This window comes from Flaviflagellibacter deserti, assembly GCF_042652085.1.
Taxonomy (GTDB): domain Bacteria; phylum Pseudomonadota; class Alphaproteobacteria; order Rhizobiales; family Methylopilaceae; genus Flaviflagellibacter; species Flaviflagellibacter deserti.
Map to the genome: position 1 here is coordinate 119,632 of NZ_JBHSJF010000005.1, position 13,375 is coordinate 133,006.

General features: G+C 63.1%; 8 protein-coding genes. 3 read left to right on the top strand and 5 right to left on the bottom strand.

Features of this window, described 5'->3' with window-relative positions:
- Window positions 1–204: 204 nt before the first annotated feature.
- Together ACFPFW_RS05375 and ACFPFW_RS05380 are read left to right on the top strand one after the other, a co-directional pair.
- Window positions 205–2,640 carry a sensor histidine kinase gene (locus ACFPFW_RS05375; protein ID WP_379769753.1) on the top strand — a complete coding sequence of 812 codons (2,436 nt, stop codon included), beginning with the start codon at window positions 205–207 and terminating at the stop codon, window positions 2,638–2,640.
- A gap of 8 nt (window positions 2,641–2,648) precedes the next feature.
- Window positions 2,649–4,241 (top strand): ABC transporter substrate-binding protein, encoded by a 1,593-nt coding sequence (locus ACFPFW_RS05380; protein ID WP_114956940.1) that lies wholly within the window; start codon window positions 2,649–2,651, stop codon window positions 4,239–4,241.
- Window positions 4,242–4,250: 9 nt separating this feature from the next.
- Here the strand turns inward: ACFPFW_RS05380 and ACFPFW_RS05385 are convergent, their stop codons facing one another.
- The 5 genes from ACFPFW_RS05385 to ACFPFW_RS05405 all read right to left on the bottom strand — a co-directional run bounded on the left by ACFPFW_RS05385 (window position 4,251) and on the right by ACFPFW_RS05405 (window position 11,819).
- Window positions 4,251–4,817: a GDYXXLXY domain-containing protein gene (locus tag ACFPFW_RS05385; protein ID WP_114956941.1), complete on the bottom strand. Its 567-nt coding sequence runs from the start codon at window positions 4,815–4,817 to the stop codon at window positions 4,251–4,253.
- On the bottom strand, window positions 4,814–6,124 hold the full coding sequence (locus ACFPFW_RS05390; protein WP_114956942.1) for a DUF2157 domain-containing protein: 1,311 nt from the start codon (window positions 6,122–6,124) through the stop codon (window positions 4,814–4,816). Before ACFPFW_RS05390 ends, ACFPFW_RS05385 begins: the two co-directional genes overlap by 4 nt.
- Before the next feature lie 10 nt (window positions 6,125–6,134).
- The gene (locus ACFPFW_RS05395; protein ID WP_162799660.1) at window positions 6,135–8,615 is read right to left on the bottom strand and encodes a cation:proton antiporter; all 2,481 of its coding nucleotides are present in this window, start codon (window positions 8,613–8,615) and stop codon (window positions 6,135–6,137) included.
- 22 nt (window positions 8,616–8,637) lie between these two features.
- Window positions 8,638–9,501 (bottom strand): MBL fold metallo-hydrolase, encoded by an 864-nt coding sequence (locus ACFPFW_RS05400; RefSeq protein WP_379769758.1) that lies wholly within the window; start codon window positions 9,499–9,501, stop codon window positions 8,638–8,640.
- A gap of 101 nt (window positions 9,502–9,602) precedes the next feature.
- Window positions 9,603–11,819, bottom strand: coding sequence for a CHASE2 domain-containing protein (locus ACFPFW_RS05405; RefSeq protein WP_114956945.1), 2,217 nt, complete (start codon window positions 11,817–11,819; stop codon window positions 9,603–9,605).
- A 197-nt stretch (window positions 11,820–12,016) separates the two neighbouring features.
- Here ACFPFW_RS05405 and ACFPFW_RS05410 point away from each other — a divergent pair, with 197 nt between their 5' ends.
- Window positions 12,017–13,366: a hypothetical protein gene (locus ACFPFW_RS05410; protein ID WP_162799661.1), complete on the top strand. Its 1,350-nt coding sequence runs from the start codon at window positions 12,017–12,019 to the stop codon at window positions 13,364–13,366.
- The last annotated feature ends 9 nt before the right edge of the window (window positions 13,367–13,375 follow it).

Here is a 13,375-nt window from a genome sequence, read left to right on the forward strand (position 1 = left end):
ACTATCCGAGACTGTGCACGGATCGGCACTTGGCTTTACCCTCGAAGCCTTGAAGCTCCCGGTGCACGACGGCGAACCTGCTCCGGCATCCCCCCCGCCCCCCCAGCCGGAGCAGGTTCCGCCGCGTCCCTTCCCTTTCTCACTGCTATCCAGAGGCGAACTGATCCCCGCCTCCGGCTTCGTCTAGACGCCGGAGGGGGCAAGGTGAGCAGTATCCTCAATGATTTGACCGCGCACGAAAGCGGCGCCCTCAGGGGCGCCGGACTGCGTTCGGCCGAGGCCCTATCGGCGGTTGCGCCATGGCTCCGCCCGAGCGATGGTGGCGTCCGTGGTTGGGCCGATATGCGTATTGGGCTGAAAGTCTTCTTGGTCGGAGCCATTCCGATCGTCATCGCGGCAGGCATCGCGCTCGCCGCATGGATGCTTTTGGCCGAAGCGGACCGCGCGCGCCACGCAGCGGTGCTCGCCAGTACCTTTTACCGAAACCTCGGCATGGCGATCGCGGCGCGCGACGACTACGTCGATTCCGTCGGCGAGGACCGCAGTCGGCATCACTACGTCTTCGCCTCCCACGCCAATCAGGCATGGACCGACATGAACGCGCTGGCGGCGTATGCGTCGGATGCCGAACAGGCGAAGGCGATCACCGAGGGCCGCGACGACCTTGCCCGCTTCATGCGGCGCATGGCGGAATTCGTACAGACCACCGAGCGCAACGACCTCGCGGCGAAGAACATGGCGGCCCGCGCCGCTTCGCTGATATCGCTCAGCGACCAGGCCCGCGCACGGCAGCACACGTCGAACAGCGAAATCATGGCCTCAATGCGCGAGGACGACCGCAAGCTCCGCTTCGCACGCGAGATTGTCGACCGTACCGAGCAAATCAGGTCCGCGCTGAACGCTCTCGAAGTCGAGGCCGCCCGCGCCGGCGGATTTACCGACACACAGCAGACCCAGCTCAATATTTCTAGCTTGCGGAACGAGGCGCGCGATCTCGCACCGCTTCTCCGCGATGCCGGCCAATCGGCCTTGGCGGTCGAGTTGCCGTGGCTGGTCGATTCCTACGAGGAGCGACTCCGCCAGAACGACCAGCGCGCTTGGGCTCCCCGGCTATCGGAATGGCTCGAGCGTCTCCTGAAAGTGCAACGCACGCAGCGGCAGGCTCTTCATGACGAGGTCGCGTCGCTGATGAACTACTCGGTCGAGTCCAGCGAGACCGATCAGGCGACGCAGAATATCGCGATCGAAGCGCTGAAGCTTGGCCAGACGACCGAAAAGGCGCTCGCGGGCCGCGACGGGCCCGCGATGATGACGATCCTCGAACAGAGCAACGCTCTGTCTCGCCGGGTCGCGGCGCTACCGATTTCGCCGCTGATCCAGTCCGAAATGGTCGACGCGATCGACCAGTGGAGGCAGGGATTGTCCGCGATCTCCGGCGCGCTCAAAACGCAAAGTCAGATGATCGCCGACATGGATGCGAGCGCGCATTCAATGCTGGAGCGCGCGGGTTCGCTGAACGACATGTTCACGACCTATGCGGACCGGATCGGCGACGTCGTCCGCAAGATCCTCGTCATCGGCGCGGCAGCTGCCCTGTTCCTGGGTGCCATCCTCGCCTTCTACGTCGCGCGTTCGATCACAAATCCGCTGGGCCGTCTGAAAGGCCGCATGCTGGAGCTGGCGCAGGACCCATTCGCCGGACCGGTCGCCGACGCCGACCGCCGCGACGAGCTCGGCGAGATCGCCCGCGCCGCGAACTTCTTCGTCACCGAGATCGGCCGGCGTGAGCACGCCCTTCGTCGCGCCAAGGATCGCGCCGATACCGCGCTGACCGAACTCCGCCGCACCCAGGACGATCTCATCCAGTCCGAGAAGCTCGCCTCCCTCGGCCAGCTCGTCGCCGGCGTGGCTCATGAGATCAACACGCCAGTCGGCATCGCGCTGACGACCGCGACCTCGATGAGCGACGAGGTCAAACGCTTCGGCGAAGCAGCTTCGGAAGGCAGGCTGCGGCGCACCGAATTCGAGCGCTTCGTCGCCCGTGTGAACGAGGGTTCGCAGCTCCTCTATACGAACCTGAACCGCGCCGCCGAACTGGTGCAGAGTTTCAAGCAGGTGGCCGTCGACCAGGCGAGCGGCGAGCGGCGCACCTTCGACCTCGGCCACTGGCTGCACGAACTACTGACCAGCCTTGGCCCCGTGCTCCGCAAGACGAAGCACGAAGTGACCATCGAGTGTCGCGAGGGGGTCGTCATGGACACCTATCCCGGCGCGCTCGCGCAGGTGCTGACTAACCTCCTGATGAACGCTGTGATCCACGCCTATGCCGAGGGCGAGGCCGGACGGATGGTCTTGCGCGTCGAGGAACCCGCCGAGGGTTGGCTGCGCCTGACATTCACCGACGACGGCCGCGGCATCCCGCCAGACCACCACGACAAGATATTCGAGCCGTTCTTCACGACCGGCCGTGCGCAGGGTTCAACCGGCCTCGGCCTGCACATCGTCTACAACCTCGTCACCAACAGCCTTCTCGGCCGGATCGACCTCGAAAGCGAACCCGGCAAAGGCACCCGTTTCATCCTCGATCTGCCGCAGAGCGTGGCCTCGGTCCTTCCTCAGAAGCACTTCGCAACCGCTTGAGAGTCAAAATGATCCGCAAGAGCCAACTGACACTGGCCCTGATGCTGTCGCTCGCTGCAATTCCGGCCTCAGCGAAGACGCTCGTCTTCTGCTCCGAAGGCAATCCGGAAGGCATGAACCCCCAGATCGTCACGACGACGACCGGCATGAACGCGGTCCGCGCGATCTTCAACACTCTGGTGGAATTCGAGCCCGGCACCACGGTGCTGCGCGCTTCCCTCGCCGAAAACTGGACGATCTCCGAGGACGGAACGGAGTACACGTTCCAACTGCGGAAAGGCGTGAAGTTCCATTCGAACGCCTTGTTCACGCCCTCACGCACGATGAACGCGGACGACGTCATCTTCTCGCTGGAACGCCAGTGGAAGACCGACCATCCGTTCCACAACGTGTCCGGCGGAAAGTACGACTACTTCAAGGACACGGGGATGCCCGATCTCCTGAAGACGATCGAGAAGGTCGACGATTACACGGTCAAGATCACGCTGACCCATCCCGAAGCGCCGTTCCTCGCCAACCTGGCGATGAATTTCAATTCCGTCCTGTCGGCGGAATATGCTGACCAGCTGCTGAAGCAAGGCATGCTCGAAAAGCTCGACGAGGCACCGATCGGCACCGGCCCCTTCTCGTTCGTCAGCTATCAGAAGGACGTCGCGGTCCGCTATCGCGCGTTCCCGGACTACTGGGCGGGAAAGCAGCCCGTAGACATGCTGATCTTCTCGATCACACCGAACCCGGCGGTTCGCCTGACCAAACTGAAGGCCGGCGAATGCCATGTCATCGCCTTCCCCAATCCGGCTGATATCGAGAAGATCAAGGTCGATCCGGATCTTCGCCTCCTTAGCCAGGAGGGCATGAACATCGGCTACATGTCGATGAACGTGACCAAGAAGCCGTTCGACGATGTCCGTATCCGCCGCGCCATCAATATGGCGATCGACAAGGAGTCGATCCTGACGGCCGTCTATCGTGGCGCTGGCATCGTCGCGAAGAACCCGATCCCGCCGACGCTCTGGTCCTACAACGACGACGTGAAGGACTATCCCTACGACATCGAGGGCGCCAAGAAACTGATGGCGGAGGCAGGCTATCCGCAGGGTTTCGAGAGCGAGCTCTGGTACATGCCGGTGAGCCGTGCCTACAACCCGGACGGCCGCCGCATCGCCGAGATGATCCAGACCGATCTCGCCCGCATCGGCATTCGCCTGAATTTGATCACCTACGAATGGAACGCCTATCGCGCCAAGCTCCAGAACGGCGACGCGCCGATGGCCTTGTTCGGCTGGACCGGCGACAACGGCGATCCGGACAACTTCCTCAACGTCATGCTGGGCTGCACGGCCGCTCGCCCCGGCGGCAACAATGTCGCGAAATGGTGTAACCGCGAATTCGACGACCTCGTAACCAGGGCCAAAGGCATCTCCGACCGCAACGAGCGCACGCGCCTTTACCGCGAGGCACAGGAAGTCGCGAAGCGCGAAGCGCCTTGGGTGCCGCTCGCTCACTCCGTCGTCTTCACCGGCATCCGAAAGGATGTCGTCGGCTTTAAGCAGGATCCGCTTGGCCGTCACCTGTTCGAGAATGTCGACGTGAACAACTGAGAGCCTGCGCTAGAGCAGGCTCTCCTCGTAGCGAACCGTGCCGTCGACGAGCAGCCGCTTGAGAGCGGCGCGTCCGTCCTTGCCGACGGCAACATCGACTTCCATGCGCTTGTCATTGCGCATCTTTTCGAGTTCGAGCCCCTCGCCCTCGGGCACGAAGAACTTCTCCAGATTGTATTCGACGCTGTAGTTGGCGCAGTGCTCGCCGGTGCAATTGTCGGTCCAGCGGACGTTCTCGATCGTGCCGCGCAGCGCCATTCGGCCTTCGGGCATCGAATGGTGAAGCGCGACTGCCTTCCACTGGTCGCCCTCCCGCGCGAGTTCGACGAAGATTGGGTCCTGATAGCTGAAGGCGTCATTGCCGCCGAGCTCGGCCGCCGCCAGCTGCGATTGCGGATAAGACAGCACGACATAATCGCCGCGCAGGAAATCGCGCGGGTCGACTGGTAGGACGGACAGCCGGATTTCCTGCCCGTTCGTGATCAGCATCGCGCGGTTGGCGATCATGTATCCGAGCAAGGCGGCCTGAACGACAAGGGCGAGCGCGAAGCCCCAAAGCGGAAGACGCCGGGTCATGCCGCAACTCCTGCTGGGCGAAGTGTCAGCCGGCGGTCGAGCCGGACCATGACGACAGCCATAGCGATGAACAGCACGCCACCAATCAGGAATGCGATCGCCGTATCCATCAGGCTGCCGAGCGTGACGCTGTAGAGATACAGAACCTCGGCGCAGAAGATGACCATGCCGAACTTGCTGTTGAGCGGGTGACCGGCATGGCCGAGCGACATCCACCACAGCGCGCCGGCCAGAACCAGGCTGCCGGTCGCGAGACGGGGTGTGAGATCGCCTGTGTTGGGCTCATTCCAGAAGGCGAGTGCGAATGAAGCGCCGCCAACGAGGACCAGGGCGACCAGGTCGGCGAGACGAATGGTGCGCTTTTGATGGGCCCATGCGCCGAGACCGACGGCCGTGACCAGTACGGTCAGCAGCACCGGCAACCAGACGGACTGCGTGCCCTCCTCGTGCGTGAGGAACAACGTTACCTGCGTCATCGCGAGGGCCAACAGCACGCCCGTGAATGACGGCATTTCGAGATCGCGACCGAGCGCAGCGAGACGCGGATGAGCACGCGCCGTGCCAAGCACGAGACCACCGGCCCAGAAGGCGAGGCCCGAAAGGGTGAGAAGCGCGAAGCCCGCGCTCGCGGGCCAATTCGCCCGGACATCGAGCTGGTAGACCGACATCACCATCCAGACCGCCAGCGCCAACATGGCGCTACGACGTGCAAGCCGGCTGTCCGCCCATGTCGCCGTCGCGGCACCGAACAGAATGGCAACGAGACCGCCCCAATGGATCAGCACCCCGCTATCGATCACTTCCGAAGTCCAGTAGACGGCGCCGACCAGGAAAATGACGATCGCCGAGATCGATCGCGTCGCGAGGATCGCGACCGCCATGCCGACCAGCCAGAGCAGGATCGCATCGGAGAATTCGCCGGCCAGATGATAGGTCTGGCCGACAAGCGCGATCGACGCCGCGAAGACGAAACCGGCAATCAGGACCGCAACGTCGGCGATCCAGATCATGTCGCGACGGCACAGTTCCGCGGCGGCGCCATATGCCAGTGCGAGTGCCAGCAGAAGAAGGCCGAAGCGTAAGACACGGGGCATGTAGTCCCAGTTCGCGCCGACGAATGCGAAAACGCCGAAACCGAGCAGGATTGCGCCCAGAAACGCGATCATGGTCGCCAGCGTGACGCTCATTCCCTTGCCGGAATTAACGGAAGAGAGAATGGCAGCGGCTCCGTCATCGCTGACCCAACCCTGTTCCCGCCAACGCGGAAGATCGTCCGCCAGCCTTTTGCGGTATTGCCCGTCCAGCATCTTCGTCCCCTCAGCCGGCAGCTTGCGGGGCCGCGACCTTGTTTTCCTTGAGGCGTTTCTTGGCGACGCTCTCGATGTGCGCGCCTACATCCGGGTGAGACGCGATGAATGAATTAAAGGTTCGAGCATCGAGACGAAGAAGCGAACAATAAGCAATCGAGAAGACGTCGGCGGTGCGCGGTTCGTTGGTTAGTAGAGCGAGCTCGCCGAAGACATCGCCGGTGCCCAGACGGATCTGCCGGAAGCCGGCCCGCACCTCGACCGCGCCGGACGAGATGAAATAGGCCGCGTCACCGCGATCGCCCTTCCGGATCAGCATCTCGCCCGGCAGAGCGAAGACCGGCGTCATCAGCGAGCGCATCTCCTCGACCTGCTCATCATTGAACGACGAGAACAGCGGGAATCGTTTCACGAGTTCGCAGGTGTCGAGACCGAGATCGAGCGGCGGCCGGCGGTCGATCTTCTCACGCTGGGCCGCGATGCGAAGCTTCAGGTCGCGATGCAGTTCCGGGCCGATGATGCTCTGCTCGAACAGGCTTTCATATTCGAGTTCCTCCCGTCGCAGCGCTGTCCTCAGGACGAAACTCCGTTTGAGCGCCTGCGAATATTCGGGGAACTGGAGATTCAGGCCGTCGAGAGCACGCTGGATCGCCTCCAGGCGTTCGGTCAGAAGCTCCTGCGCGCGCCGCGCGACTTCCGTACCGAGCACAGGTTCGATCGTGGCGTGGATGAAGGGGGTCAACTGCATCAGCACGATGCGGCTCGCGAGGATGATCTCGAACCGATCCGACAACAGACGCGAGAAATAGGTATCGACGCCGAGCCTGCGGTGGATGCCATGCGCAAGCTTCAGCCGGGTCGTCAGGCCCAGGCTCTTGCGAGCGGCCTCGGCATAACCGTGCTCGCCGCCGGTACGGGCGCGGTCGATCAGCCGGGCGCTGTTGGCGAGCATGTCCGAGACGATCGAAAACGAGATCGTCCGCTCGCGGAACTGTTCGAGGATCAGCTCCCGCTCCTGCCGTGCCAGGGTCACAAGGCCGAGTGAGATGCGATGCTCGCGGTCGAAGCCGGCGAAATCCTCTACCCGCTCCCGGGCTTCGGCCATGGCTCCGCTGATCTGCATTTCCGGCAGTTCGTAGAGGGACGCCGATTTGGCGAGCTGGTCCTGCACGTTGAACTGCGCAACGCTCAGAACCTGCAGGCGCAATGCCTCGTCGAGCGGAGACAGGCGGTCCAGCCCGACCAGGCGCATCAGGATGTGCAGCGTCGTGCCCTGGATGAGCACTGTGAACAGGACGAAGCCGGTCGCGAGAACCGCGATGAAACGCTTCACTTCCAGGGACACGTCCGGATTTTCCGTGATCGAAAGCGCCAGCGCCAAGGTTAGCGCGCCGCGCAGGCCACCCCACAAAATGACAACGCCGTACCGCCCGCCAATTGCGGTCGATAAACCGAACCTCGACATCAGCGGAAGGGCAACGAACAGGATGACCGCGCGCGCGACAAGCGCCGCCAGCACGAGCACCATCAGCAGACCGAGATCGGTCCAGGTCGCGCCGGCCAAGAGCTTGGGGATCAGCACCGAAGCCAGGACGAAGACGAGCGAGGTCGCCCAATAGTCCAGCTGCTCGGCGATGGCGTGGAACTGTCCCCAGCCGACCGGCGAGGCGTAAGCGGGTCCGAACAGATTGAATGTGATGCCGACGCTGACGACCGCGACCACGCCCGACACATGCAGCATATGCTCGGCGAAGATGAATGCGAGGTAGGGCGCGGCGAGGAGGAGCGACACCTGCGCCATCGGCCGGTCACTGACGAGCGCCGTCAATACGCAGACGACGCGCCCGACGAGATAGCCGAACACCGCCCCGCCACCACCGAGAAGGAAGAAGGTGGTCACCGTGCCGCCGATATTGACCGGCTGCGGTTCGAGCACGTAGCCGAGGAACAGGACGAACAGCGTGATCGCCGCTGCGTCGTTGAACAGGGCTTCGCCTTCCAGGATGCGGCCGAGGCGCGACGGCGCGCCGATATCACGGAAGATGCCGATGACGGCAACCGGGTCCGTCGTGGCGACCACCGCGCCGAGCAACAGGCACGCCATCAGCGAGAAACCCGAAATCCAGTGAACGACGCCGCCGATGAAGAAGGTAGCCACGATCACCGCCACCACGGACAGCACCAGGACTGGACCCGCATCCTCGGCGATCTGGCGCACGTCGATGTTCACCGCAGACTGGAAAACGAGGATCGGCAGGAACACGAAGATGAAGACGGAAGACGCGACCGGCGGGTTGACGATGAGCTGGACGACGCCGTTCGGATCGAACGCGTAATAGTGCTGAAGAACCAGCGAGACCACGCCGATGCCGATGCCCAGCAGAGCGAAGGCGACGCTCGTCGGTACACGCAGCCGAGCCGCGATCGGCTCGACCATGCTGACCATGGTCAAGAGGCCGGCGACAATCAGAACGACCGCAGGAACGAGCATGATGTTTCCGACCGAATGGGAGTCAGGGGCCGGGCGCGCTCCCTGCCAGTGCCGAAAGCTTGGCACGGGCATCGAGCGTAACCGTCATCGCCTCGCGAGCGAAGAATGCATTGGGAAACCGATCCTGCAAAGTCCGTTCCATCTCCAAGAGACGCTCATCGTCATATTCGGGCGCGTGATGGAAGCAGGCGAGCCGCTCGACTCCGGCCGAACTGGCGAGGTCCGCACCGACCGCCCAGGTCGAATGCCCCCACCCTTTGAAGCGCGGATAGTCCGGCACGTCCCAGGTTGCGTCGTAGACGAGGAGGCCCGCGCCCTGGCAGAACGCCACGAGCATCGGATCTGACCGGTCGGAAGCGTGCTCGACATCGGTCAGGAAGACGGCGGACTGGCCTCCGGAATCGAAGCGGTAACCGGTCGCGCCGCCCGGATGATTGAGCGGACATGTGCTGACCGCCACGCCGCCGAATTGCAGGACTTCGCCGGCATTGAATCCGATGAACCGTACCTTGGCCGGGAGATCGTCGAACGTCAGCGGAAACAGCGGCGGCGAAAACAGGTTTCGCAATGCGGCTTCGGCGGTCGCGCCGTCGAGATTGCCGCAATAGAGGTTGACGGTCGCGCCCTCGACGAACAGCGGCGCGAACGACATTAGCCCAACAACGTGATCGTGGTGCAGATGCGTGAACAGCACGTCAAAATGTTCGCCGCGCGCAGGGTTCGGATCGAGATTGTCGCTCAACGGCAGAATGCCCGTGCCGGCGTCAATGATGAAACGCCGCCCGGCCACGAGAACCTCGATGCAGGCCGTGTTCCCGCCGAACATCTGCGTCTTCTGTCCCGGAACCGCGATCGACCCGCGAACGCCCCAGAAGCGGACGCTCATGCCGCGCGAAGTGTCAGTGCTGCCGTTTGTCAAACGCGTAGCCCACCCAATCGAAACTGATTCCTTGTACGCGGATCGTGGCGGCGAAATAGAGGCCGCCGCTACTTGTGCGCAAATTCCGTCACGCCATCCCATTCCGCGGGCGGCTGCTCGACGCCGAATTTCCGGCTGACCTCGACATAGTAGTCGTAGAGACGCGACAGGCCGTCGAATCGCGATTTCGAGAGCATGGCCGCACGCTCGGCCGCTTCGGCGAAACGACGCGAGCGGAAGGCATCGATCATCGCCGCATGGTCCGTGGCGTGCCGACGAAACTCCTCGGCATTGGCCACGGTCGCGTCTCCGACGAGCGTGAAGATGCGCACGGCCTCCGTCTTACCCTTCACGCGGACGGCATCGACCTCGAGCCATGCGAAGTCCGGCGCGGCTTCCCGTGTCGGCCGCGAGGCGAGGATCTCGACGCCGTAGGTCTTGCTCGCGCCCTCGAGACGAGAGGACAGATTCACATCGTCACCGAACGCCGAATAGTCGAAACGGCGCACTGAACCAAAATTGCCAACGGAGCAACTGCCTGTCGCAAGTCCGATACCGAAACGAACCTGCTTGTGAGCGCGTCCCGATACGTCGGCTTCCGCTTTCCAGCGCGCATTGAGCGCCGCGAGCGCGATGATCATGTCGAGCGATGCGCGCGCCGCGTTCGACGCGTGGTCCGGGTCGTCCAGCGGCGCGTTCCAGAAGGCCATGATCGCGTCGCCGATATATTTGTCGAGCGTCGCCTTGTGATCGAGACAGACCTCGCTGAGCGCCGTCAGATAGGTGTTCATGAATGTCGTCAGTGCGACGGCATCCATACCTTCCGAGATCGCGGTGAAACCGCGGATGTCGCAGAACATGATGGTTATGGTCCGCGTCTCGCCTCCGAGGACCAGGCGCTCCGGATCCTTGGTCAGCTGCTCGACGACGGCCGGCGCCACGAAGCGTCCGAATGCCTCTCGCACCCAGCGCTTCTGCTTCTGTTCGGCGCGGTAGAGCGACAGTACGCCCGACAGGTAAACCGCGGCGACCGTGATCGTCGGAAACAACGGATCGAGCAGGACGCCGTTGTGCGAGAACGCGTACCAGCTGCCGCCGATCACGGTCGCGATCGCGGCGAGGCCGAGCACAGCCGTTCCGGCCGCCTCGATACGCGGCAGCAAGATCGCGATCGCAAGGCCCGCCAATGCCGCGATCAGAAGCTCGAGCCCCACCGCCCAATCGGCGCGAATCAGGGAATAACCCTCGACGATATGCTCGATCAGTTGCGCGTGGACCTCGACACCGGGCACCGAAGCATCGACGGGCGTCGCACGCTGATCGAGCAGCCCCGCCGCGCTCGTGCCGATGAGTATGATGCGCCCCTGGATCTCGTTTGAATCGACGGAGCCGTCGAACAGCTTCCAAGCCGGTACGAAACGCGCGCCCTCGGTGTGGGAGAATCTGACGCGAATTTCGCCGCGCGGGTCGGTCGCGATTTCCTGCGCTCCGACCTTGATCGCGTTGATGCCGGTCCGGGCCCCGAACGTCGTCTGCCCGCTCGCATTCGACGCCCGGATCAGGAACGTCGATGCCGATTGCGCCACACGCAGCGATTCAAGCGCGAGACCGGGAACGATTTGGTTGCGCACCCGCAGCACAAGCGGCACGCGCCGAACCGTCTGATCGCGATCGGGCAACCAGTTCAGCGCGCCGATGCCGGCGGCTTTCTCGACCAGACCCGGCAAAGGCAAAACAGCGCTTGAGAAGTGCGGAATAAAGGCCAGCGGATCGTCGCCCGCGCTCGCAATGCCGAACTTGACCGGATAGGTGACCTCCGCCGTTCCTCCGGTCAGAATGCTTCCGAGCACGACCGGCGCGGTGCCGATCTCGTCCGCGAAGGTCTGGTCGTTTCCCGGAGTGGAGGCCAGTTCGCGCTGGATCAGGCTTTTGCCAGGCGTCTCCGGCAACAGCGGCAAGACGTTCTCCGGACTGGTCCGGTCCGCCTCCGAGAACACCATATCGAAACCGATTGCGGCGACGCCCATCTGCCCGAGGCGCTGCACGAGTTCGCCCAGTCGCGGTCGCGGCCATGGCCATTGGCCAATCCTTCGGAGCGATTCATCATCGATATCGACGATCCGGACCGGCGTCTGCGGATTCCACGGCCGAGGCGACACCCGCTGGTAGGAATCGAAGATCAGGTTGCGGACGTCATCCAGCCGCGACGCCTGCGAAAGCCCCAGTGCAAGGATGGCGAAAAGCGGGACCAGAACCGCTGCCAGATAGGACCAGCGTCCGAGCATTCAGCGGCCCTTCGAGTGCGACCGGAAACCAAAGCCGGCAGCCGGTTTAGCCTCCGATGTGTCACACGTAAACCACCGTGCCGGGCTCACAATCCAGAGTCACCGTCCCGATACATGGAATCTTGTTGCGTGTGCAATTGAGCCGCACTAGGAGGGTTTCGGGGCGCTGGCAAGTTTGCCGAAACTTGGGAGCGATTATGGCTGAGAAACCGGGCATGCGGGTTGCGCTGCTCGCGGTCACCCTTGCGTGCGGCCTCGTGGATGGTGCTGCCGCACAAGGGGCCGCTCAGGCCCAAAGCCGCGAGGCCATTTTTGCGCAGATGCTGCGCGATCCTGGCAATGTCACCCTCGCTCTGCGCTACGCGAAACTGAGCAACGACGAAGGCGATCTCGAAGCCGCAATCGGCGCGCTCGAGCGCATCCTGTTCTATAATCCGAGCGAACCGAACGCTCGTCTCTATCTCGGCCTGCTCTACGCCAAGCTCGGCTCGAACGACATGGCGCGTGGCTATTTCGAGTCGGTACTTCAGCATCCCGCAACGCCCGAGCCGATCCGTGCTCGCGCCGAGGCGCTGCTCGCCAAGGCGAACGAGCGGCTGAGCCCGCATCAGTGGAACAACTACATCCGCACCGGCGTCCGCTACCAAAGCAATGGAAACGACGAGCCAGACGGCGAATATCAGGTGTTCGACCCGATCAACGGCCTGACGACGGTTGAGGGCAATCCAACAGACGACTGGAACGCTTATGTCCAGACCGGCACGTTCTACAGCTATGATTTCGGCAATCAGCGCGGCGATCGCTTCGAAGCTAGCCTGACGACCTATAATACCCGCAACGCCCGCTTCGACGACTTCAACTACAACATGGCCGAGGTCACGGCCGGCATCCGGTTCGGCCTGCCGATGGAGAACGGCATGGCATCGGTGAAGCCTTACGTCATCGGCACCGCCGCTTTGCTCGACGACCAGGAGTATTTCCATGGCGGCGGCGGCGGCCTCGTCTTTGACATCCCGGTCGGCAAGATCGTCGTCTCGCCGTTCGCCGAAGCCGTCTGGCGCGAATACGAGAACAACGACGAGATCAACATCATCGGCGGATCGCAGTTCGAGGACCGTAATGGCGTGACCACGACGGCCGGCTTCCGTCTCGCGACAAGCACCTACGCCGCCTACCGCTTCAATGCCCGCCTCGCCTACGAAACACGTGATGCCGACCAGGACTATGAGGGTTTCGAGCGCTTCCTGGCCGAGATCCAGTTCCCATTCGACGTGAACATCAAAGGTCACCAGCTTCTGATCACGCCGCTCTTCGGCGTCCGTTATACGAACTACGACGCACCCGATCCGACCGTTCAGGACGTCGATGGCATTGACGACGTGACGCGCGAGGATCTCGAATTCCGGGTCGGCCTTGCCGCCGATTACGCGATCAACGACTGGGCCGGCGTCGGAGCGCAAGTGTTGTACCGCACGACGGATTCGAACCTCAATGCATACGAAACCGACAACTGGACGATCTCGTTCGGTCCCAATTTCCGGTTCTGAGGAGTAGAC

What these genes read in the sequence shown, in the direction of transcription:
- ACFPFW_RS05380 (WP_114956940.1), top strand. Translation starts at nt 2,649, where the DNA reads ATGATCCGCAAGAGCCAACTGACACTGGCCCTGATGCTGTCGCTCGCT.
- ACFPFW_RS05385 (WP_114956941.1), bottom strand. Translation starts at nt 4,817, where the DNA reads ATGACCCGGCGTCTTCCGCTTTGGGGCTTCGCGCTCGCCCTTGTCGTT.
- ACFPFW_RS05390 (WP_114956942.1), bottom strand. Translation starts at nt 6,124, where the DNA reads ATGCTGGACGGGCAATACCGCAAAAGGCTGGCGGACGATCTTCCGCGT.
- ACFPFW_RS05395 (WP_162799660.1), bottom strand. Translation starts at nt 8,615, where the DNA reads ATGCTCGTTCCTGCGGTCGTTCTGATTGTCGCCGGCCTCTTGACCATG.
- ACFPFW_RS05400 (WP_379769758.1), bottom strand. Translation starts at nt 9,501, where the DNA reads ATGAGCGTCCGCTTCTGGGGCGTTCGCGGGTCGATCGCGGTTCCGGGA.
- ACFPFW_RS05405 (WP_114956945.1), bottom strand. Translation starts at nt 11,819, where the DNA reads ATGCTCGGACGCTGGTCCTATCTGGCAGCGGTTCTGGTCCCGCTTTTC.
- ACFPFW_RS05410 (WP_162799661.1), top strand. Translation starts at nt 12,017, where the DNA reads ATGGCTGAGAAACCGGGCATGCGGGTTGCGCTGCTCGCGGTCACCCTT.